Origin of the sequence: Streptomyces flaveolus (assembly GCF_000716535.1) — a bacterium.
GTDB lineage: Bacteria > Actinomycetota > Actinomycetes > Streptomycetales > Streptomycetaceae > Streptomyces > Streptomyces flaveolus_A.
The window spans coordinates 81,089-102,965 of record NZ_JNWV01000025.1 but is presented as its reverse complement, the minus strand read 5'-3'; the positions used below and the strand labels follow the sequence as shown (position 1 = coordinate 102,965).

The window sequence follows — 21,877 nt, the reverse complement described above, 5'->3', positions numbered from 1 at the left end:
ATGGCCGTCCTGACCGCCCCGCACCGCAAGTCCCCGGTCCCGGCGCCGCTCCGAGGCAGCCGGGCCCGGGGCCCCCGCCGCACACCCCCGCTGGTCCTCGCCTTCGTCCTCGTCCCCCTGCTCGTCGAGGCCGTCTGGGTCTTCTGGCCCGCGCTGCAAGGCTTCTACCTCGCCCTGACGAGTTGGGACGGCGTCTCCGCGCCGAAGTTCGTCGGCCTGGGCAACTTCCGCGAGATGGCGGGCGACGACGTCTTCCGCAGCGCCGCCGGCCACACCGTCCTGTGGCTGCTCCTCTTCGGCGGCCTGTCCGCCGTACTGGGCCTGGCCGCCGCCCTGCTGCTCCAGCAGGAACGCCGGGGCATCGGCTTCTACCGCGCGGCCCTGTTCCTGCCCGTCGTCTTCTCCCTGGTGGCCACCGCCCTGGTCTGGCAGGCCATCTACCAGCCCGACGGCGTGCTCAACCGCCTCCTGGAGGCCGTCGGCCTGGACAGCCTGCGGCACGCCTGGCTCGCCGACCAGGACACCGCCCTGTACGCGGTGATCGTGCCCGCCCTGTGGCGGCAGATCGGCTACGTGATGGTCCTCTACCTCGCCGGTCTGAAGGGCATCGACCCGGCCCTCTACGAGGCGGCCAAGGTCGACGGCGCCGGCCGCTGGCAGCGCTTCCGTCATGTGACGCTTCCTCAGCTGCGCAGCGTCAACGCCGTCGTGCTGTCCGTCATCGTCATCGACTCGCTGCGCTCCTTCGACGTGGTCTGGTCCCTGACCCGCGGCGGCCCCTACCACTCCTCCGAACTGCTGAGCACCTACATGTACTCCACCGCCTTCCAGTCCCTGCGCCTCGGATACGGCTCCGCACTGGCCGTCGTCATCTTCCTGCTGGCCTTCGGGGTCATCGCCTCCTACCTGGTCCGGGCCTTCCGGGAGGCCGACTGATGTCCGCCGCGGACACGCACGCGTCGGCCCGTGCGCTGCGCCGCCGGCGGGCCGCCACCGCCGGCTTCCACCTCGGCGCCGGAGCCCTGGCCCTCCTGTGGCTGCTGCCCATCCTGCTGGTCGTGGTCACCAGCCTGCGGTCCTTCAACGACATCGCCGCGCACGGCCTGGGCAGCTGGCCCCGCTCCTTCACACTGGACAACTTCCGGCAGGCCTGGGTCGACGGCGGCCAGCAACGCGCCCTGATCAACAGCCTGATCGTCACCGTCCCCTGCGTCCTGGCGACCCTCGCCCTGGCCGCCATGGCGGCGTTCGCCCTCAGCCGCTACGAGATGCCCTTGCGCCGCTTCCTGCTGCTGCTCATGCTCGGCGGCAACCTGCTGCCCCCGCAGATCCTCCTCATCCCGGTGTCCAAGCTCAGCGAGATGATGGGCATCTACGACACCCTGCCCGCCCTGATCGGCGTACAGATCGGCTTCGGCGTCGGCTTCTACGTGTTCGTCCTGCACGGCTTCATGCGCGCGATCCCCGCCGAGATCCAGCAGGCCGCCGTCGTCGACGGCGCCGGCCCCTGGCAGATCTTCTGGCGCGTCATCCTCCCGCTCACCCGGCCCGCGCTCGCCGCGCTCAGCGCGCTGTCCTTCACCTGGATCTTCAACGACCTGCTGTGGGCGATCACCGTCCTGCGCAGCGACAGCAAGATGCCGATCACCGCGGCGCTCATCGGCCTCCAGGGCCAGTACGTGTCCATGTGGAACGTGATCGCCGCCGGATCCGTCATCGCCGCCGCACCCACCGTGGCCGTCTTCCTCCGCTTCCAGCGCCACTTCGTGGCCGGCCTCAACCTCGGAGCAGTGAAGTGACCCCGCATCAGCGCTGGACGCTGCGCACCGAGCACACCAGCTACACCGTCCGGCTCTCCCCGGACGGCCCCTGGGCGGAACTCCACGCCTGGGGACCGCACGGCGTCGAGGACGGGCCGTCGGCACTGGACTGGTCCCACCGCACCCACTTCATCACCCCGGCGGACGCCGCCCCCGCGGAGTACGTGCCGCACGGACTGCGCCCGTTCACCGGCGCCGACCTCGTCGCCGCCCGGCCCGGCTCCGACCGCGGCGTGTGGTGGAGCTTCGAGGACGCCCGCGAGGAGCCCGGCACGCTCCGGCTCACCTTCGCCGACGACCTCCTCGGCCTGCGCACCACCCTGTGCTACGCCACCGTGCCGGGCACCGACGTCCTGCACCGCTGGACCGAACTGACCTGCACGGGCGAGGAGGAACTGCGGCTGGAGCGGCTGGACTCCGCCGCCGTGAACATCCCGGTCACCGCCGCCGCCCGGCTGACGTACCTGACCGGCCAGTGGTCCCAGGAGTTCCAGCACACCCGGCTCGACCTGTCCCGGGGCACGTTCACGATGGGCAGCACCCAGGGCGTGCCCGGTCACGCGTACGCCCCCTGGCTCGCCGTCCAGGACGCGACGGCACCCCACGACGCCCCCGCCCCCGCCTACGGCATCGCCCTGGAATGGCCCGGCAACTGGCACATCACCGCGCAGGCCGAGCCCGGCGGCGCCGTACGCGTCCGCGCCGGGCGCGTACCGCACGAGGGCGCGGTGCGGCTGGCACCCGGCGACACCCTGACCACCCCCCGCCTCGCGTGCGCCTTCAGCCCGGACGGACTCGACGGACTCTCCCGCGTCTGGCACCGCTACGAGCGCCGCCTCGCCGGCGAACGCCTGCACCGCCCCCGCAAGGTCCTGTACAACTCCTGGGAGGCCACCGGCTTCGACGTCGACGCCGAGAGCCAGCTGGAGCTGGCCAAAGCGGCGGCGGACCTCGGCGCCGAGCTGTTCGTCGTGGACGACGGCTGGTTCACCGGCCGCGCCGACGACACCGGGGGACTGGGCGACTGGTACCCCGACCCGGCGGCCTTCCCGCACGGCTTCGACCGGTTCATCGACGACGTCCGCGCCCTCGGGCTGGACTTCGGCCTGTGGATCGAACCCGAGGCCGTCAGCCCCGGCAGCCGCCTGCACGCCGAACACCCGGAATGGGTCTACCGCATCGAGGGCCGCCCGGCCCGCCGCGTGCGCAACCAGCTCCTGCTCGACCTAGGCCGCACCGACGTGCAGGACTTCGTCCTCGCCACCCTGGACCGGCTGCTGACCGGCCACGCCATCGGCTACCTGAAGTGGGACATGAACCGCCCGCCGACCGAGCGCGGCCGTCCGGGCGCCGGCCCCGCGGACCGGCTGGACCTCGACGCCGAGCACGTCCACGGCTATCTCCGCGTCCTGGACCACCTGCGCAGCGCGCACCCCCACGTCACCATCGAGGGCTGCGCGGGCGGCGGCGGCCGGATCGACCACGCCACCCTCGCGCGCACCGACGTCGTCTGGCCCAGCGACAACACCGCACCCCTGGACCGGCTCCGCATCCAGTACGGCTTCCTGCACGCCCACGCCCCGCACGTGATGAGCTCCTGGGTCACCGACGCCCCCGGCGTCTTCGACCCCCGCCCGCGCAGCCTCGCCTTCCGGTTCGTCACCGCCATGTGCGGCGTCCTCGGCATCGGCGCCGACCTGCGGGCCTGGACGCCCGGACAGCGCGCCGAGGCAGCCGGGTGGATCACCCGGTACAAGGAGGTCCGGGACGTCATCCACCACGGCGACGCCCGCCTGCTCGGCTCTCCCGGGGACGCCACCTGCGGAGTGCAGTACGACGCCCCCGACGGGCGGCGTACCGTCGTCGCCGCCTTCAGCACCGGCCGGCTCGACGGCGCCCCGCTCGTGCCGGGCCGCCCCTCCCGGCTGCGGCTGCGCGGCCTGGACCCCACGGCGGCCTACCGGGACGCCGCCACCGCGACCACGTACAGCGGCGCCCATCTGCTGCACTACGGGCTGCCCTGCGCGTGGACGGCGGACCACGACGCCGACCTGGTGGTACTGACACGGCAGTAGCCCGCACCAGCAGGCCCAAGACCACCCAGACGAGAAGGAGCCCCGCCTCATGGATCCCGCACGACGGCACGGCGCCCGCTTCACCGGCCGCACGGCCGTGATCACCGGAGCCGCCTCCGGCATCGGGGCCGCCACCGCCGAACGCCTCGCCCAGGAGGGCGCCGCCGTGATCCTGGCCGACATCGCCGAGGAAGCCGGCGAGGCCGTGGCCGCACGCATCACCAAGGACGGCGGCCGGGCCGACTTCGTGGCCGCCGACGTCTCGGCCGAGCAGGACTGGCAGCGGATCGTCTCCGCCGCACACGCCTACGGGCCCGTCGACGTGCTGGTCAGCAACGCCTACACCGTCGACGTGACCCCGGCCCACGAGATGTCCCTCGCCTCCTGGCAGCGGCAGCTCTCCGTCAACGTCACCGCCGCCTTCCTCGGTTTCCGGGCGGTCCTGCCCGACCTCCGCTCCCGCCGGGGAGCGGTCGTGCTCACGTCCTCCGTGCACGCCCACGCCGGCATCCCCGGCCATCCCGCGTACGCCGCCTCCAAGGGCGCCCTGCTCTCCCTGTGCGGCCAGCTCGCCGTCGAGTACGGCCCCGAGGTGCGCGTCAACGCCGTCCTGCCGGGACCGGTGCTGACCGCGGCCTGGGACAGGGTGCCGCCCGAGGAACGCGAGCTGAGCGTCGCCGCGACCGCGGCCCGCCGCTTCGGCACACCCGAGGAGGTCGCCGCGGCCATCGCCTTCCTCGGCGCCGACGAGGCCTCCTTCATCACCGGCGCGCACCTCGTCGTCGACGGAGGCTGGAGCGTCACGAAGGCCTCCGCGTGACGACCGCCGCGCGCACACGCGGCCCGTGCGCACCCGGTCCATACTCGTCCGACACGTGCGCATCCCCACTCGTCCCAGAGGTGTGCGCATCCGAAGAGAAAGGCTGTACGACATGACGCCCTACGCCCGCCGCGGCGTGCACGGCCAGACGGTGGAGGCGCTGGCCCGCCGCATCCTGGGCGGCGAGATCCCCGAGGGGGCCACGCTCGACCTGGTGGCGTTGCAGAGCGAACTGGACGTCAGCCTCACCGCCCTGCGCGAGTCCCTGAAGGTACTGGCCGCCAAGGGCATGGTCGACGCCCGCCAGAAACGGGGCACCTTCGTCCGGGCGCGCGCCGACTGGAACCTCCTCGACGCCGACGTCCTGCGCTGGCAGTTCGAGGGCGGCGGCGCCGACGAGGCCGACCGGGCGCTGCTGCGCAACCTCGCCGAGGTGCGGGCCATCATCGAGCCGGCCGCCGTCCGCCTCGCCGCCGAACGCCGTACCGACGACGACCTCGCGGCCCTGGACGCCGCCCTCGCGGCGATGGGGGAGCACGACACCGACCCCGTCCACGCCGTCGAGGCCGACCTCGCCTTCCACCGCGCCCTGCTCGCCGCCACCCACAACGAGCTGCTGGAACGCATGGAGATGGTGATCGAGTCCGGCCTCGCCCACCGCGACCGCCTGGTCCACAGCTCGCCGCACAGCGAGGACCCGGTTCCCGCCCACCGCGCCGTCCTGGACGCCGTACGCGACCAGGACCCGCGGGCCGCCGAGGCCGCCATGCACGCCCTCCTCGAACAGGCCGGGCGCGACCTGGACCGGATCGACGGCCCCGACGACACGAAAGGCACCGGCGGCAAGTGAAGATCGCCCGCATTGAGACGTTCCTGGTACCGCCGCGCTGGCTGTTCTGCCGGATCGAGACCGACGACGGCGTGGTCGGCTGGGGAGAACCCGTCGTGGAGGGACGCGCCGAGGTGGTGCGCGCCGCCGTCGACGTCCTCGCCGAACAGCTTCTCGGAAAGGACCCGCTGCGCATCCAGGACCACTGGCAGGTGCTCACCAAGGGCAGCTTCTACCGCGGCGGCCCCGTGCTCTCCAGCGCGGTCGCCGGCCTCGACCAGGCCCTGTGGGACATCGCCGGCAAGACCTACGGCGCCCCCGTGCACGCCCTGCTCGGCGGCCCCGTGCGCGAACGCGTCCGGGTCTACGCCTGGGTCGGCGGTGACGAGCCCGCCGAGCTGACCGACCAGATAGCGGCCCAGGTGGAGGCCGGCTTCACCGCGGTGAAGATGAACGCCGCCGGGGCCACCTCACCGATCACCACCCCGGCCGAGACGGCGGCCGTCGTCGCCCGGGTGGCGGCGGCCCGGGAGGTGCTCGGCCCCGACCGGGACGTCGCCGTCGACTTCCACGGCCGCTTCACCGCCGCCAGCGCCCGCCGCGCCCTCGCCGAAGTGGCGCCGCTGCACCCGTTGTTCGTGGAGGAGCCGGTCCTCCCCGAGCACAACCACCTGCTGCCCGGCCTGGTCACCGCCGGCCCGGTGCCGCTGGCCACCGGCGAACGCCTCTACTCCCGCGGCGAGTTCCTGCCCGTCCTGACCGCCGGGATCGCCGTCGCCCAGCCCGACCTGTCCCACGCGGGCGGCATCTCCGAGGTGCACCGGATCGCCGCACTCGCCGACACCTTCGGCGCCCAGCTCGCCCCGCACTGCCCCCTCGGCCCCATCGCCCTCGCGGCCAGCCTCCAGATCGCCTTCGCCACCCCGAACTTCCTCATCCAGGAGCAGAGCCGCGGCATCCACTACAACAAGGACGCCGACCTCCTGTCCTACCTCGCCGACCCCGAACCGTTCCGGTTCGTCGACGGTCACGCCCGCCGCAACGACGCCCCCGGCCTCGGCATCACCCTGGACGAGGCGGCCGTACGCGCGGCCGACCGGAGCGGGCACGCCTGGCGCAACCCCGTGTGGCGGCACCCCGACGGCTCGTTCGCGGAATGGTGACCCGCATGCTCGACGTCGTCACCGACCCGGCCCACGGCGGCCGTTGGACCTCGCTGCGCGCGGACGGCCGCGAATGGCTCTGGCACCGGCACGCACCGGAACGGGACGACGCCGCCCCCGGCGACGCGTTCGTCGACGCGGGCGGACTCGAGGAATGCGTGCCCACCGTCCGGGGCCGCCCCGACCACGGCGACGCATGGTCCCGCCCGTGGACCCGGGACGGCGACACCGAACGGGTCCACTGCGCCGCCTTCACCCTGACCCGCACCCTCCGCGCCACACCCGACGGGGCGGAAGCCGACTACACGCTGACCGCCGAACCCGGCTTCCGCTTCGTCTGGGCGGCGCACGCCCTGCTCGACCTCTCGGAGCACGCCACCCTCCACATGACCGGCGGCGCGACCACCCGCCTGTTCCCCGAAGCCGCCCCCCTGCTGAAGGAGCCGTGGCCCGACGGCGCGCCCTGGGTCGCCGGTTCCTGGCCCGCCCCGCGCGGACTGGCCCTCGACCGGCTCGGCCCCGACGACGGCACCGCGGTGGGAGCCGTAGTGGACACACACCTGTGCTGCGTGCACGACGGCCACGGCCGGCTGTCCCTGAGCGTGCGGGTGACCGCGGACAGCGTGGCCGGACACCCGGTGGCCGATGAGCAGGCGGTCGCTCGACCGGAGGGCCGGCACTCCGGAGCCGGGCAACCCGTGTCGATCGCTCTGTGGCGCAACCTCGGTGGCTTCCCCGAGGCGAACCCCTACCGCAGCACGGGCGTGGAGCCGATGCTCGGCCGCGTCTTCGACCTCGCCGACGCCGGCCCCGGGGACGCCGCCGAGGTTCCCGCCACGGGAGAGGTGCACTGGCGACTGACGCTCTCCACCGCCTGCCGCTGCCCCTGATCCCCCAGCAAGGAGACCCGTTCGTGGATCTGCCCGCCGCACTCGCGGCCCACCGTCTGCTGGCCATCGTCCGCGGACGCGACGCCGAGGCCGCGCTGCGCACCGTACTGACACTTTCCGAGGAGGGCATCGACCTCATCGAGGTGTCGCTCACCGGCACGGACGCCCTCACCGTCATCGCGCGGGCCCGGGAACTCCTCGGCCCCGACCGCCCCTTGGGCGCGGGCACTGTCCTGACCGCCGCCGACGCGCGTGCCGCCCACCGCGCGGGAGCGGCGTTCGTGGTCACGCCCGGCCTGGGCGAAGCCGTACCCGCCGCACACGACCTGGGCCTGCCGGTGCTCGCCGGTGTGTTCACCCCGACCGACGTGATCGCCGCCCGGAGCATGGGCGCGGCGGCGCTGAAGATCTTCCCGATCGCCCAGGCCGGGGGAGCCGCGTACCTGAAGGCCCTGCGCGGCCCGTTCCCCGACGCCGCGTTCGTCCCCGTGGGCGGGGTCGACGAGGCCGTCGCCCGCGCCTGCCTCGCCGCGGGGGCGACGGCGGTCGGCGTCGGTTCCCCGCTCGTCGGCGACGCCGCCGACGGCGGCAGCGTCGACGCGCTGAGGACCCGGGCCCGCGCCTTCCGCACCGTCGCACGAGAGGTGGCGCCGTGACCGCGGAGCCCCGCCCCACCCGCCCGGACCGCCTCGAACTCGGCGAGGGCATCCGCTGGACCGGCACCGGGATCGTCCTGGTGGACCTCCTCGCCGGTCGCCTCCTCACGGCCCCCGCCGATCCCACGGCCCCGCTGCGGACCGTCGCGCACCTCCCTGTTCCGCTGGGGGCCGTCGCCCCCGTCGCAGATCACCCGGGCACCTGGATCGCGGCCGCGGGAACCGGCATCTGCCTGCTCCACCCCGACGGCGCCATGAGCTGGCTGGGCCGCCCGGAGGACGGCGGCGCACCGCGCATGCGCATGAACGACGCCGTGGCCGACCCCTCGGGCCGCTTCTGGGCGGGCAGCATGAGCTACGACGCCGACGAGGACGCCGGCGCGCTCTACCGCGTCGGCCACGACGGCACGGTGGAACGCGTCCTGGAGGGCATCACCGTGCCCAACGGCCCCGTGTTCACCCCGGACGGGCGCTCGATGTACCTCGCCGACAGCGCCCGAGGCGTCGTCCGCCGCTATCCCGTCGACCCCCCGACCGGCCGGCTCGGCACACCCGAGGTCTTCGTCACCGTGGACGACGGCAGCCCCGACGGCATGGCGGTCGACGCGGAGGGCGCCGTGTGGATCGCCGTCTGGGGCAGCGGAACGGTACGCCGTCACCTTCCCGACGGCACGCCGGACCGCATCCTGCGGCTGCCCGCGAGCCGGCCGGCCGGCGTGTGCCTCGAGGGCGACGTCCTGCACATCACCACCGCGCGGCTGGGCCTGAACCCGCCCGGGCCGTACGACGGCGCCGTGTTCAGCGTCCGGGTCGAGGTGCCGGGCAGCCCGGCCGCGCCCTATCGACCGACTGCCTCCGTCGTCCCGACGGCGCCGGCGGTGGTCCGGGGCGAAGCGTCGGGGAGGGGACCCGCGTGACCGGGGCCAAGGCGCGAGACCTGACGGGTCAGCCGTGGCGCCCCGCCGCCGGGCGCGTGGTGTGCGTCGGCGAGACGATGGCGGCCTTGGTGCCCGATCCGCCCGAACCACTGGAGCAAGCCGGGCAGTTGAGGCTGTCGGTGGCGGGCGCGGAGTCGAACGTGGCCATGTACCTGGCCGACCACGGCATCCCGGTCGCCTGGCTCTCGGCCCTGGGGGACGATCCGCTGGGCAGACGCGTGCGCGCCACGGTGTCCGCCGCCGGAGTCGACGTCTCGCACGTGCGCACCGACGCCCGGCACCCCACGGGTCTGCTGGTGAAGAGCCCGGGCACCGCCACCGGCACGCGCGTGCACTACTACCGAGCGGGTTCGGCGGCTTCCACACTCGGTCCGGAACTGCTGGACGAGGAGCCCGTCCGCTCGGCGGCCCTGCTGCACTTCACCGGCATCACCCCCGCCCTGTCGCCCTCCTGCCGGGAACTGGTCACCAAGGCACTGGCCACTCCCGTGGACGCGCGCTCCCACGCGCTCAGCTTCGACGTCAACCACCGACCCGCCCTGTGGCCCGACGGCACCGCGGCCCCCGTGCTGCGCCGACTGGCCGACCGGGCGGACATCGTCTTCGTCGGCCTCGACGAGGCGCAGGGCCTGTGGGGCGAGGACCTGACGGTGACCGACGTACGGCACCTGCTCCCGCATCCCCGCATCCTCGTGGTCAAGGACGGCGCCCACGCCGCCACCGCCCTCACCGACCACGGCGTGTACACCGTGCCGGCGCTACGGACGGCCGTGGTCGAACCCGTGGGCGCCGGCGACGCCTTCGCCGCGGGTTTCCTCGCGGGTCTCCTGAGGGGCCTCACGACGACGCGGGCGCTCAGACTGGGACACATCACGGCGGTGTCGGCGCTGCGGGTGACAGGGGACCACGGCCCGCTGCCGGCCCAGGACCGCATCGAACGGCTCCTCGCCCTGCCGGACCCGGAGTGGGAGGCAGCCGGCCAGGTGCGGGAGCGAACTCCGCCGGGCACGGGGTACGCGCCAGGCGGAGCCGCCCGCTGACCGGCGCGCCGCCGCTGTCCCCCGTGGAAGACGGAAGCACCGACCAGCAGCGTCGGCCCGATCGTCGTGGCGACGGTGATCCCGGTGGTGTCCCGGTCCTCGGGCCCGTACGGAAGCCAGGGATCGAGCAGCCCCAGCGGGTCCTCCCGCACCGTGATCCGGTCGCCCTTCCCGGCCTGCCCGAAGCAGTTCTGCATCTGGGAGACCTCGAAGGTGCGCCGCTCGCCGCCCAGTTCGCGGAGCGTGCACACCATGCCGGCGCCGTGCTCGCGGTGCAGGCCGGCGACGTCCACGACGACCGCGTCCACCGGATCGCCCACGGTCCGCATGTACCCCTCGTACACCGCGGGTCCGGCGAACAGCGTCAGCGCGAAACCGGCCACCGCCACCAGCATGGCCGCCCCGGCCCGATGCCACACCCCGCCGACCAGACGTCGCGACCGCGACGACGGCCAGTACGACCACCACCCCGACCAGCGTCACCCACTGCGCCACGCCGGCTCCGCACAGCAGCAGCGCCGGGACCGCCACGGCCACGGGGAGGCGGTGGGGCCCGCCGCGAGAGGCAGGCCATGCCGCCCGGCCGAGGAATCTGGGTATACACCCTAGACAGCGACAAACACGAACATATGGTCGCTGCCTGTTCCGGGAGGCACGATGAGCCAGCAGCCAGTCCTTCTCCCCTACGGCGACCCGGCCTTCGTGGCGGATCCCTACCCCCTGTACCGACGACTCCGCGAGGAGGGCCCCGTCCGCTGCGCGATCATCGCCGGCGGCCTGGACGCCTGGCTGGTCACCCGCTACGAGGACGGACTCGCCGCCCTGTCCGACCCCAGGCTGAGCAGCGATGTCCGTGACGCCTCCGATCCCCGCCTCGTCGAACAGCTCCCCGAGTTCGAGCGGGAATCGATGTTGAGCACCATGCTGCGCTCCGACCCGCCCGACCACACCCGGCTGCGCCGCCTGGTGTCGAAGGCGTTCACGGCGCGCCGGATCGCCGAGCTGCGGCCCCGTATCCAGGAGATCACCGACCGGCTCCTCGACGCGGTCCTCCCGGCCGGCCGGGCCGAACTCGTGGCGGACTTCGCGCTGCCCCTGCCGGTCACCGTCATCAGCGAGCTGCTGGGCGTGCCGGTGGACGACCGGTACGACTTCCAGCGGTGGACCGACGCCATGCTCGTACGAGGGGAGAAGATGCCCGACCCGGTCGTCGTCGACGAGGCGTGGCAGCAGATGCGCGCCTACGTGACGAAGCACCTCGAAGCCAAGCGTGCCCGGCCGGGGGACGACCTTCTCAGCGCGCTGATCAACGCCCACGACCAGGAGCAGCGGCTGAGTCACGACGAGCTGATCGCCATGACCTTCCTGCTGCTGGTGGCCGGGTACATCACGACGGTCAACCTGATCGCCGGCGGCATCGCCGCGCTGCTCACCCACCCCGACCAGCTCACCCTCCTGCGGGAAAACCCGGAACTGCTGCCGGACGCGATCGAGGAGTTCCTGCGCTTCGACGGCCCGGTCAGCCCGGGCATCGCCCGATTCGCACGCGAAGACGTCGAGATCGCCGGCGTGAGGGTCCCGCGCGGCGCGACCGTGCTCATCGCGTCCGCGATCGCCGACCGTGACCCGGCACGGTTCCCCGAGCCCGACCGGCTGGACATCACCCGACGGGACAACGGCCACCTGGCCTTCGGGCACGGCATCCACTACTGCCTGGGCGCGCCGCTGGCCCGCCTGGAGGGCCAGATCGCCATCGGAACGGTTCTGCGCCGTCTGCCGGACCTGGCCCTGGCCGTGCCGCCGACGGAGCTGACCTGGCGCCCCGGCGGCCTCCGTGGCCCGGCCGGACTTCCCGTCACGTTCACTCCCGGCGACCCGGGCTGAACACCGCCGGCTGCCCCCGGCCACCGCGGTCACCCTGAGGCCGGTGGCCCGGCTGTACGGCCCCGGCGGCCTCGTCCCCCGTGGCCGTCACGGCCCACGGTGGACACGAGATCACCCGAGGCGACGGGAGAAGACCAGGTGGAGATCGTCGCGTACGGCGTCCTCTCCGACGAGGAGCCCCTGCTGCGGGAGACGTTCGACAAGGCGTTCGCGGGCCGTCACGAGCTGCGCTGTCTGGGTCTCTTCCTGGACCGGGACACCGTGCCGACCGCACTCGGCCACGAGGTGGTGATCAGCAGCGTCAACGACACCCTGGACGCCGAGGTGCTGCGTGCCCTGGCCGGTGGCGGCACCCGGATGATCGCCCAGCGGTCCACCGGCCACAACAACATCGACCTCCGCGCCGCCGAGGAGAACGGCCTGTCGGTGGCCCGCGTCTCGTACTACTCGCCGTACTCGGTGGCCGAGTTCGCCTGGACCCTCGCGCTCGCTGTCAACCGCCGGATCGTCCGCGCCGTGCAGCGCACCCGGGAGTTCGACTTCCGGCTCGACGGGCTGATGGGCCGGGACCTGCGTGGCCGCACGGCCGGGGTGGTGGGCACCGGGAAGATCGGCACCGCCTTCGCACGGATCGCCCACGGCTTCGGCATGCGGCTGCTCGCCTGGGACATCGCCGAGAGTCCCGACTGCCTCGCCCTGCGCGTGGAGTACGTCCCACGGGAGCGGCTGTTCGCCGAGGCGGACCTGGTCAGCCTGCACGTACCGCTGCTGCCCGACACGCACCACCTCGTCGACACCAAGGCGCTGGCGCTGATGAAGGACGACGCCATCCTGATCAACTCCAGCCGGGGCGGCCTCGTGGACACCGATGCCCTCCTGGAGGCACTGCGCGCGGGGCGGCTGAGCGGCGTGGGGCTCGATGTGTACGAGGAGGAGGCCGGCGTGTTCTTCCTGGACAAGTCGCTGGAAGTGATGACCGACGAACGGCTCGCGAGGCTGATGACCTTCAGCAACGTGCTGGTCACCTCGCACCAGGCGTACTTCACCAGGGACGCCGTAGGCCAGATCGCTGAGACCACGGTGACCAACATCGCGGACTACCTCGCGGGCCTGACCAGCGACAACACGCTGGTCAGGCCCGGGACGGCGTGACACGCGGTCTCGGCTGTGCGCAGATTTGGCCCCCGCTGGTCCGCCGCCCCGGGAGTGGCGGACCAGCACCTGTGAAGGCGCCGTCGCGGGGTAAACCGGAACCTACGCTTCCAGTGGTTCGCGACGGAAGACCTGGGGATGTGGTCCGCCTCACACAGGTTCGGAGGGCCTGTCGGCGGTGCGCTGACCTGCGGAAACGTACGGGATCACGGCAGATCGACGCTGAGGGGCGCCGCTCGTCCCACTATTCGGGCGAGGACTCCTTCGGTCCCGGCGAACCCACCCCCGGGGGCGCGAACACTATGAACGCAACACTCGTGACCATGGCCCCGCATCACGCTGATCCATAACATCCGGCGGACTTGCCGAACGACGTGGGAGCCGCACCGTGGACAGACCAAGGACACCCGCTCTTCTCATCGGACGGACCCGCCGCCGTCGGCGCCCGCGCCTCGCGCTGGTGGCCGGGCTCGCCGCCGTGACGCTCGGGGCCCTCGTGAACGTCCCGTCCGCGCGGGCGAACACCGCACAACCGACGCCCGCGGACTGCCCGGCCGGCCTGGCGGGCAGGGCCACGTGCTACACCGGCCAGGACGCGAACGGCGCGTACTACGCCATGGCCGTGCCGAAGAAATGGAACGGGTCACTCGTCGTGCACGCACACGGCGGCCCCGATCTGGGCGAGGGTTCCGACCCCGAACGCAGTGTCGCGGACCTCGACCGCTGGTCGGTCATGGTCGACCAGGGCTACGCCTGGGCCGGCTCGTCCTACCGGCGCGGCGGTTACGGCACCCGCATGGCCGCCGCCGACACCGAGAACGTCCGCCGACTGTTCGTGTCGGCGTTCGGCGAGCCCCGGCGGACGTATCTGCACGGCCAGTCGTGGGGCGGCGACGTGGCCGCCAAAGCGGTGGAGGTGTACGGCGGCCCCCACGGGCCGTACGACGGGGCCCTGCTCACGGACGGCGTTCTCGCCGGAGGCTCCCGCGGCTACGACTACCGCGTCGACCTACGGGTGGTCTACCAGTACTACTGCAAGAACCTGCCCCGCCCGTCCGAGCCCTCGTACCCGCTGTGGCAGGGCCTGCGCCCGGGTTCGACCCTGACGACGACGGGGCTGCGCGCCCGCCTCCAGGAGTGCACGGGCTACGCCTCCGCCCCACAGGAGCGCACACCTCAGCAGCAGCGAAATCTGGACGACATCCTCGCCGTCACCAAGATCCCGGAACGCACACTCGAATCCCACCTTCGCTTCGCCGTCTTCACCTTCCGGGACATCGTCCACAACCGCCTCGGCGACCGGAACCCGTTCGGCAACCAGGGCGTGTGGTACTCGGGTTCGCACGACGACGAGGCCCTGAACGCCGGGGTGGAACGCTTCGCCGCCGACCCGGCCGCCGCGCGCGACCTGTCCTACGACAGCGATCTCACCGGCAAGGTCGCCCTTCCCGTGCTCACCCTGCACGCGATCGACGATCCCACCGCGTTCGTCGAGCACGAGGCGGCCTACCGCGCCACACTCCGGGGCGCCCACCGGGACAGGTACCTGGTGCAGACGTTCACCGAGGAACACGAGCACAGCCAGCTGAGCGACTCGGAGTACGCCAACTCCCTCGCCGCCCTGGACACCTGGGTGCGCACGGGAGAGAAACCGACTCCCCGGGAGATCGCGGCCACATGCGCGGCATTCGACCGGGTCTATGCCACCGGATGCTTCTACGACGCGGGGTTCCACCCCTCCTCCTACGCCTCTCGCGTCGCCGCCCGACCGGGCGGCCTCCACTGGCCGGCCATGACGGCACGGCAGGAGAGGGCCTGGAGCCGTGTTCCGGGTGTCGGCATCGCGCCGTAGGCTCTGGATGCGCACGGTCGACCATGGCGGCGTCGGGCCCGTGCCCGAGGGCTGGACGAGGGGAGCGTTCCGCGGTGACGCAGGCTCACGAGGAAGAAGTGCTGGCCCGGATCGCCAAGGGGCTGGTCTACACCGAGTCGGAGGCGGCCTTCCAGGCCCCTCGGCGCCGCGCCGAGGAGATCTTCGAGTACAACCACACACCACCGGGTCAAACGGAGAAGCGCCGTTCGCTGCTCGTCGCGATCTTCGGCTCGGTGGGTGAACGCACGGTGTTGCTGCCGCCGTTCCACGCCGGGTTCGGCAGCAACGTCCACCTGGGCGACGACTTCTTCGGGAACGTGAACCTCACGTTCGTCGACGACGTGGACATCCGCATAGGCGACGGTGTCATGATCGCTCCAAGCGTCACCCTGACCACGACGGGACACCCGGTGCACCCGTCGCGACGCGCCGACTTCGGCCGGTTCTCGGAACCGATCGTGATCGAGGACAAGGTCTGGATCGGCAGCAACGCGGTGGTCCTGCCGGGTGTCCGCATCGGATACGGCTCGGTCATCGGCGCCGGCAGCGTCGTGAGCCGGGACATCCCCCCGATGACCGTCGCGGTCGGAACCCCGTGCCGGGTGGTCCGCGCCATCACGGAGGAGGACCTCACCACGCGCTCAGCCGGGGGTGCTCCAGCCGCCCGTCGGTGAGGACGTCACGGTTCACTCCCGCACGAGAACGCGGGAGCATGTGTCATACGACGCTTCCGGTACGACGCGAGCAGACCGGTACGGTGTGGGACCCCTTGCGCGAGTTCCGTGGCGGCCTAGCCGGAGAACTGCGACGCGCGCCTCGGCCCCGTCGACGAGCCGGCCGAAGCCCCGGCGGGGTCACGGCGACGGGAGCTGGAACAGTTCGTATGCGTCGACCGTCCGGAACCCCATGCGCCGGTAGACTCCGACGCCCAGGCCGCTGGCCTGGAGCGTGCCGGTCCGCAGACCGCGTTCACGGCCGGCTCGCAGGGCCGCGCAGGTGAGGGCTGCTCCGATGCCTCGGCGGCGGTGGGCTTCGGCGGTGGTGACCACGTAGACGCCCGCGACATCGTGCGCGGCGAACATGAGGGCGGTGCCCACGGGCTGTCCGTGGAGGCGCCCGGTGAAGCGGACGAGAGCCGAGGCGTCGGGCCTGGTGGCCTCGCACCGCACGATGCCGTCCAGCAGGTGGGCGGCGAAGCCGAAGGAGGCGCTGTACACGCGCACCCACTCGGTCAGGGCGTCCATGGTGTCGACGGTTTCGATCTCCAGGCCCGGGGGGCCGCCGATGTCGGGGAGCCGGTCGGTGCCGACGACCATGATCGGCATCGAGCCGACCCGGGTCGCGCCGCGGGCGACGAGCCTGTCACGGACCTCGGGGTCAGTGTCCGGGCCGACCCACCACAGCCACGGCACTCCGGCCAGGGCGTGGGCGGCGCGCTCGACGCACTGGTCGATCCGGTCGGCGGCGCGCAGGCGCAGCACCGCGTTGAGCGAGGGGTGGGGCAGTCCGCTGCGGTAGTAGGTCAGACCGTCGTCCTGCCGGTCCTGTGCGCCCCAGCCGAGCCAGTAGTCCCGGCAGTGGCCAGCAGCGCGTGGAGGGAGGGGGCTGTGTTCGCTTTCATGTCACTCACCTGTCGGGTGCGGTAGGTGCCCGATGCCGGACGCCGCGGGGACGGCCTGTTCGGCCCAGACGAGCTTGCCGTCGGGCGTGTGGCGGCTGCCCCACCGGCCGGCCAGTCGCGCTACGAGGAACAGGCCGCGGCCGTTCTCGTCGTAGGGGTGGGCGTGGCGCAGGCGTGGTGCGCCGGTGCTGCCGTCGGTGACCTCGCAGACCAGTGCCTGATGGCGGATCATGTTCAGGCGGATGGGACCTCCGGCGTGGAGGACGGCGTTGGTGACCAGTTCGCTGACGAGGAGTTCGGTGGTCTCCGTCAGCTTCTCCAGCCCCCACCGGGCCAGCTGCCGGACTGCCAGGGAACGCGCTGTTCCGGCGGCGGACGCGTCGGCGGGCAGTTCCCACGAGGCGGTGTCGTGGGAGCGGAGTGAGCGGGTGCGGGCGAGGAGGAGCGTGACGTCGTCGGAGGGCCTCGTGGCCGGCAGGGTGTCGATCAGGACGCGGGACAGTTCCTCCAGGGTGGCGCCGGGCCGGGCGAGATGGGCGCTGAGGCGGTCGATGCCTTCGTCGATGTCGTGCCGGCGGTCCTCGATGAGGCCGTCGCTGAACAGGGCGATCACGCTCCCCTCGGGCAGCTCCAGCTCCGTGCTCTCGTACGGCAGCGTGGCCAGACCCAGCGGCGTGCCGGCCGGGACGTCGGGGAGGACCACCTTGCCGTCGGGCTGGAGGATCGCCGGCGGTGGATGACCGGCGCGGGCCATGGCGCAGGCGCGGGTGACCGGGTCGTACACGGCGTAGAGGCAGGTGGCGCCCACCGAGGACGCGGACTGCTCCTCGGCGGGGTCCTCCTGTGCCAGGCGGCCGACCACCTCGTTGAGGTGGTTGAGCAGTTCGTCGGGGGGCAGGTCGACTTCGGCCAGGGTCCGTACCGCCATCCGCAGGCGGCCCATGGTGGCCGCGGCGTCGAGGCCGTGTCCGACCACGTCTCCCACGACGAGGGCCACCCGGGCGCCGGGCAGCGGGATGACGTCGAACCAGTCGCCGCCGACGCCATCTTCGGCGTCCGCGGGCAGGTACCGGGTGACCACGTCGAGGGCGGCCCCGCCCGTCACACGGTGGGGAAGCAGGGTGCGCTGGAGCGCCAGGGCGGCGGCGCGTTCACGTGTGTACCGCCTGGCGTTGTCGAGGCTGAGCGCTGCCCGGCGGACGAGTTCCTCGGCCAGGAGCAGGTCCTCTTCGTCGAACGGTGCGGGGTTGCCACCGCGGACGAAGACCGCGACCCCCAGCAGGATCCCGCGGGCGTGCATCGGCACGACCATGAGGGAGTGCATCCCGTAGGCGCGGATCTTCTCGGCCCGCGCCGGGTCCAGGTCCAGCCGTGCCCGCGTGGACCCGGCCAGGTCGGGTTCGAGCAGGGAGCAGCCGGAGGACAGGACCTGGGTGAACGGTGACGCCGCGGCCACGTAGACGGCCTCGCCCCGGTTCCAGAGCGACTCGGGCGCCCCGGGGCGGACGGAGGCCAGTCCGGCGCGCCGGAAGACGGGTACCCGCCCGCCCGTCGGACCGAGCCGGTCCAGGGGTTCCGCGCCGAGCCGCACAGCCTCCGTCAGCTCGACCGTCACGTAGTCCGCCAGGAACGGCACGGCGAAGTCCGCCAGTTCCTGCCCCGTCCGCATGACGTCCAGCGTGGTGCCGATCCTGGTGGCGGCATCGCTGAGCAGGGCCAGGCACCGCCCCGTCCACCGTCGGCCGGCCGGGTCCTGGACCAGGGAGCACACGCCCAGCGGCCGGCCGTCGGCGTCGTCGAGCCGGAAGAAGGACACCGAGAGGACGCGCTCCGGTCGCCCGGCCGCAGCCGGTACGCGGTACTCCCGGCCGATCACCGGAGCGCCGTCGGCCAGGACCCGCTCCATCACCGTTTCCAGCGCGTCGGCGTCGCCGCGCAGCGCCCGGGAGGGCCGTCGCCCCTGCCGTCGCGGGGCGGGTATGCCGTCCTGGCGTCCCAGTGTGCCGTTGACCCAGACGCAGCGCAGGTCGGTGTCCCACACCGCCAGCCCCACCCGGGGGCGGCTCACCAGGGATTCCAGGGTCGCTCTGCCTGCCGTGGACGCGGTGCGCAGGATGCCGTCCAGGCCGGCCGGTATCCGTGCGGTCATGCCCGGTTCCTTCCGGTTGGTTCGTGAGGTTCGTGAGGTTCGTGAGTGGGGGCCCGTGGGCACCGTTCGGGGCCGGAGTGCCCGGCGGTCGCGGTAAGGGAATTGCCGCCGGGCCCCTGAGCCCGCCTCAGCCCGGTTCCGGGCCACGGGCCGATCCGGTGCCGCGGTGGGCGGACGCGCCGTGCCTGGCGGTGGGCAAAGGCGTGGCGGCGAAGACGCGGTCGGGGTCGTAGCGCTTCTTGGCCGCCAGGAGCCGCCCGGTGTGGGGGCCGTAGGCGTGGGCGGTCTGGTCGTGGGCGTCGGGGCCGAGGAGGTTGGCATAGCCCCCGGGGAGTGCGTGGCGTGCGAGGGCGCCGGAGGTGGCGTCCGCCCAGGCACGGTGGCGGGAGGCCCGCTCGTCGCCGGGCTGCCAGACCGCCACGATCTCCACGACGAAGTGGTCACGCCGCAGTCCGAAGGCGGTCGATGCCAGCGGCACGCGGGTGGCCGCCCCGTGGAAGTGGTGGACGGCGATCCCGGTCAGGGGTGACGTCCTGGTGGCCGCGGCCTCGGCCAGTTCGGCGGTGGCGCCGGAGGTGAGACGGGTGAGGGTCCGTGTGGCGATGGCGTAGTGGCGTCCGGCGGGAGCCCACTGCTCGTTCAGGCGCAGCATCTGCGCCAGGGGCATCGGTGATATCTGTGCCGACAGGGGCGGTCCGAGCCGCTGGAGCGGGCTGACGGCCGCCTCGGCGCGGTCCGGGTCGCCGCTCCAGACCGGTGCGAGGAAGAGGGCGGGGCCGCCGTCGGGGCCGGAGACGAGTCCGCTCTGGACGGTGAGCTCGTCCGGTGCGGCGGCGAGGAAGGCGTCCAGGCGCTCCCAGACGCGTGGCGCTCGGGACAGCGGATAGGTGATCAGCCCGGCCACGAGGTGGGGCACCGGGTGCAGCCGGATCCGCAGGGAGGTGACCGCGCCGAAGTTGCCTCCTCCGCCGCGCAGGGCCCAGTACAGCTCCGGTTCGCGGTCGGGATCGACGGTGACGAGGCGCCCGTCGGCGAGAACGACGTCGGCCGCCAGGAGGTTGTCCAGGGCCAGCCCGGCGCGCCCGTTGAGGGGGCCGTAGCCCCCGGCGAGCGTCAGCCCGGTCATGCCGACGCCGGCGACCGTGTCGGTGGCGGGGCACAGTCCGTGCGGGTCGGCGGCCGTGACCACGTCCCCGGCGGTGGCGCCGCCCCGCACGGTGGCGGTGCGCGCACGGGGGTCGACGACGACCTGCCGCATCGAGGACAGGTCGACGACCAGGCCGTCGGGGGAGAGCGAGCGCCCGGCCCAGTCGTGTCCGCCGCCGCGTACCGACAGGGGCAGCCCGTTGCCGCGCGCGGCGAGAACCGCCGCCTGCACCTGGGCCGGGGTCCTGGGACGCACGATCAGCGCGGGCCGGTGCCGTACGGCTCCGTTCCACAGCCGGGTGCCCTGCTCGTAGCCGGGGCCGTCGGTGAGAACCTGCTCCGGGGCCAGTTGAGCCAGCAGTTCCCTGGCGGCGGCGCGCACGGGAGTGGGGTTTCGCATGGTTGTCTCCTGCATCTCGATGGAAAGGGGGAGCCATGAAGCCGGGGGGAGGCGACCGGGTCGAGCAAGCCCGCCAGGGCAGGGCCGGGCAGGGGCGTGGCGTACGCGGGCATGGCAGGGTCGCTTCGCGACGTGGGTGGACGACATCGCCGTAGTGGCACCCCGGGCTCAGGGACTGCCGCGCACACGCGTCGACGCGTGGTCCTCCGCCCGGTCGCGGAGGAGGTCCGCAGGCGCGTCGAGGCGCCTGACGCCCCGGCGCCGATCCGGCGGCCCGTCGCCGCGCTCACCCGGAGCGTGCGTCAGGACTACGGCGGCATCACGCACGTGGGGATCGCGGAAGCACCCCACGACGAGACCGGGGACGCGGCCCTCGCCACCCGGACCGCCCGCTCTCGCGCGGGTGAGGCGTTTCGTCGCCCGGCGTCTCGCCGACCCGGCCGCCCTGCGGGTCCGGGCCGGAGCGCTCGGTCATGCGGGGTGCCGTGCACCGCGAGCCGCCGACGGCGTCGCCAGGGGCACGCCCCCGCCTTCACCTCACGGGGTGTCCGCAGCCCGCGGACGGTCGAGGAACTCGTTGACGCGCGCGGCGAAGAGCTCCGCGTACTGGAAGAGGAAACCGTGCCCGGAGTCCGGGTGGACCACCAGCTCGGCGTCGGGGAGCAACTGGGACATGACGAACGAGTTGACGGTGGGGATCATGACGTCGTCGTTGCCGTTGGCGACCAGCACCGGAAGGGTCAGGCGTCCCAGCGAGTCGTACGCGCCGTCGCCGTCGGCCGACGACCAGTGCGCGATGGCGTCGATCTGCCGTTCATAGGACTCGGCCGGGACCTCCGGCTCACGCTGAGGCCGCTGGTGCGTACGGTCCCACACGTCCTCGGCGGCGCGCGCACCTGCCGCGGACCGAGTGAAGAACAGCGCCCGCAGTGCCGCCGGGTCCATCTCCGCCGCCGACCTCAAGGGCGCCACCTGGGGCTGGGAGGGCTGGATGCCCTCGCCGGCGCCCGGTCCCGTCCCGGCCAGGACCAACCGCCTGACCAGTTCGGGGCGCGCCAGAGTGAGCCGCTGGGCGACGTACCCGCCCAGCGAGAAGCCCAGGAGGTCGACCGGCGGGTCGGCGACCGCGGCGATGAACGCGGCCGCCGTGTCCGCCATCTCGGTGATCGTGCCGGGTGTGCGGCCTCCGGACCTGCCGATTCCGGCGTTGTCGAACAGGATGACGGGCCGTTCCTCCGCGAGGGCGTCGACGAACAGCGGGTCCCAGTCGTCCATCGTGCCGCGGAACCGGCTCAGCAGGACCAGGGGAACGCCGTCCGGGCGGCCGAAGCGGCGATGGGCGAAGCGTGTGCCGTTCAGTTCCGTGAACAGGTCCGGCGCCACGAGTGAGGGCGAAATCATCACGCCGTCCTTTCGTGAGG

General features: G+C 73.1%; 18 protein-coding genes. 14 read left to right on the top strand and 4 right to left on the bottom strand.

What is annotated here, in order from left to right; translation table 11 throughout:
* The 14 genes from OO52_RS26740 (at position 1) to OO52_RS26675 (ending at position 15,814) form a co-directional block, all read left to right on the top strand.
* A complete protein-coding gene (locus tag OO52_RS26740) occupies positions 1–936 on the top strand; it encodes a carbohydrate ABC transporter permease (protein WP_030646672.1) in 936 nt (311 codons plus the stop codon).
* Positions 936–1,799, top strand: a complete 864-nt coding sequence (locus OO52_RS26735; RefSeq protein ID WP_030646671.1) for a carbohydrate ABC transporter permease — start codon at positions 936–938, stop codon at positions 1,797–1,799. The genes OO52_RS26740 and OO52_RS26735 overlap by 1 nt, the downstream gene beginning before the upstream one ends.
* Complete coding sequence (locus tag OO52_RS26730; protein ID WP_030646670.1) at positions 1,796–3,895, top strand: alpha-galactosidase; 2,100 nt, start codon at positions 1,796–1,798, stop codon at positions 3,893–3,895. The genes OO52_RS26735 and OO52_RS26730 overlap by 4 nt, the downstream gene beginning before the upstream one ends.
* A gap of 49 nt (positions 3,896–3,944) precedes the next feature.
* Positions 3,945–4,715, top strand: coding sequence for an SDR family NAD(P)-dependent oxidoreductase (locus OO52_RS26725; protein WP_030646668.1), 771 nt, complete (start codon positions 3,945–3,947; stop codon positions 4,713–4,715).
* A gap of 112 nt (positions 4,716–4,827) precedes the next feature.
* Positions 4,828–5,565, top strand: coding sequence for a FadR/GntR family transcriptional regulator (locus tag OO52_RS26720; protein WP_030646666.1), 738 nt, complete (start codon positions 4,828–4,830; stop codon positions 5,563–5,565).
* A complete protein-coding gene (dgoD, locus tag OO52_RS26715) occupies positions 5,562–6,707 on the top strand; it encodes a galactonate dehydratase (protein WP_030646664.1) in 1,146 nt (381 codons plus the stop codon). The genes OO52_RS26720 and dgoD overlap by 4 nt, the downstream gene beginning before the upstream one ends.
* A 5-nt stretch (positions 6,708–6,712) precedes the next feature.
* Positions 6,713–7,597 (top strand): hypothetical protein, encoded by an 885-nt coding sequence (locus OO52_RS26710; protein WP_037629441.1) that lies wholly within the window; start codon positions 6,713–6,715, stop codon positions 7,595–7,597.
* A gap of 23 nt (positions 7,598–7,620) precedes the next feature.
* On the top strand, positions 7,621–8,253 hold the full coding sequence (locus OO52_RS26705; RefSeq protein WP_030646661.1) for a bifunctional 4-hydroxy-2-oxoglutarate aldolase/2-dehydro-3-deoxy-phosphogluconate aldolase: 633 nt from the start codon (positions 7,621–7,623) through the stop codon (positions 8,251–8,253).
* Positions 8,250–9,170 (top strand): SMP-30/gluconolactonase/LRE family protein, encoded by a 921-nt coding sequence (locus OO52_RS26700; RefSeq protein WP_030646659.1) that lies wholly within the window; start codon positions 8,250–8,252, stop codon positions 9,168–9,170. Before OO52_RS26705 ends, OO52_RS26700 begins: the two co-directional genes overlap by 4 nt.
* Positions 9,167–10,231: a sugar kinase gene (locus OO52_RS26695; RefSeq protein WP_030646657.1), complete on the top strand. Its 1,065-nt coding sequence runs from the start codon at positions 9,167–9,169 to the stop codon at positions 10,229–10,231. Before OO52_RS26700 ends, OO52_RS26695 begins: the two co-directional genes overlap by 4 nt.
* Positions 10,232–10,888: 657 nt before the next feature.
* Positions 10,889–12,115 (top strand): cytochrome P450 family protein, encoded by a 1,227-nt coding sequence (locus tag OO52_RS26690; protein ID WP_030646655.1) that lies wholly within the window; start codon positions 10,889–10,891, stop codon positions 12,113–12,115.
* Positions 12,116–12,253: 138 nt separating this feature from the next.
* Positions 12,254–13,267, top strand: coding sequence for a 2-hydroxyacid dehydrogenase (locus tag OO52_RS26685; RefSeq protein WP_030646653.1), 1,014 nt, complete (start codon positions 12,254–12,256; stop codon positions 13,265–13,267).
* 388 nt (positions 13,268–13,655) lie between these two features.
* A complete protein-coding gene (locus tag OO52_RS26680) occupies positions 13,656–15,119 on the top strand; it encodes a hypothetical protein (RefSeq protein WP_051818579.1) in 1,464 nt (487 codons plus the stop codon).
* 74 nt (positions 15,120–15,193) lie between these two features.
* Positions 15,194–15,814, top strand: coding sequence for a sugar O-acetyltransferase (locus OO52_RS26675; RefSeq protein ID WP_030646649.1), 621 nt, complete (start codon positions 15,194–15,196; stop codon positions 15,812–15,814).
* A gap of 180 nt (positions 15,815–15,994) precedes the next feature.
* On the opposite strand, the gene OO52_RS26670 is transcribed toward OO52_RS26675, so the two are convergent.
* From OO52_RS26670 to OO52_RS26655, 4 genes are all read right to left on the bottom strand, one after another.
* Positions 15,995–16,621, bottom strand: a complete 627-nt coding sequence (locus OO52_RS26670) for a GNAT family N-acetyltransferase (RefSeq protein WP_051818577.1) — start codon at positions 16,619–16,621, stop codon at positions 15,995–15,997.
* Positions 16,622–16,762: 141 nt separating this feature from the next.
* Positions 16,763–18,910: a SpoIIE family protein phosphatase gene (locus OO52_RS26665; protein ID WP_051818574.1), complete on the bottom strand. Its 2,148-nt coding sequence runs from the start codon at positions 18,908–18,910 to the stop codon at positions 16,763–16,765.
* A 127-nt stretch (positions 18,911–19,037) separates the two neighbouring features.
* The gene (locus OO52_RS26660) at positions 19,038–20,456 is read right to left on the bottom strand and encodes an FAD-binding oxidoreductase (protein ID WP_051818572.1); all 1,419 of its coding nucleotides are present in this window, start codon (positions 20,454–20,456) and stop codon (positions 19,038–19,040) included.
* A 537-nt stretch (positions 20,457–20,993) separates the two neighbouring features.
* Positions 20,994–21,857, bottom strand: coding sequence for an alpha/beta fold hydrolase (locus tag OO52_RS26655; protein WP_030646641.1), 864 nt, complete (start codon positions 21,855–21,857; stop codon positions 20,994–20,996).
* Positions 21,858–21,877 lie beyond the last annotated feature (20 nt).

Excerpts from the sequence above, each read along its gene's own strand:
- OO52_RS26740 (WP_030646672.1), top strand. The coding sequence starts at position 1 with ATGGCCGTCCTGACCGCCCCGCACCGCAAGTCCCCGGTCCCGGCGCCG.
- OO52_RS26735 (WP_030646671.1), top strand. The coding sequence starts at position 936 with ATGTCCGCCGCGGACACGCACGCGTCGGCCCGTGCGCTGCGCCGCCGG.
- OO52_RS26725 (WP_030646668.1), top strand. The coding sequence starts at position 3,945 with ATGGATCCCGCACGACGGCACGGCGCCCGCTTCACCGGCCGCACGGCC.
- OO52_RS26720 (WP_030646666.1), top strand. The coding sequence starts at position 4,828 with ATGACGCCCTACGCCCGCCGCGGCGTGCACGGCCAGACGGTGGAGGCG.
- OO52_RS26710 (WP_037629441.1), top strand. The coding sequence starts at position 6,713 with ATGCTCGACGTCGTCACCGACCCGGCCCACGGCGGCCGTTGGACCTCG.
- OO52_RS26690 (WP_030646655.1), top strand. The coding sequence starts at position 10,889 with ATGAGCCAGCAGCCAGTCCTTCTCCCCTACGGCGACCCGGCCTTCGTG.
- OO52_RS26665 (WP_051818574.1), bottom strand. The coding sequence starts at position 18,910 with ATGACCGCACGGATACCGGCCGGCCTGGACGGCATCCTGCGCACCGCG.
- OO52_RS26660 (WP_051818572.1), bottom strand. The coding sequence starts at position 20,456 with ATGCGAAACCCCACTCCCGTGCGCGCCGCCGCCAGGGAACTGCTGGCT.
- OO52_RS26655 (WP_030646641.1), bottom strand. The coding sequence starts at position 21,857 with ATGATTTCGCCCTCACTCGTGGCGCCGGACCTGTTCACGGAACTGAAC.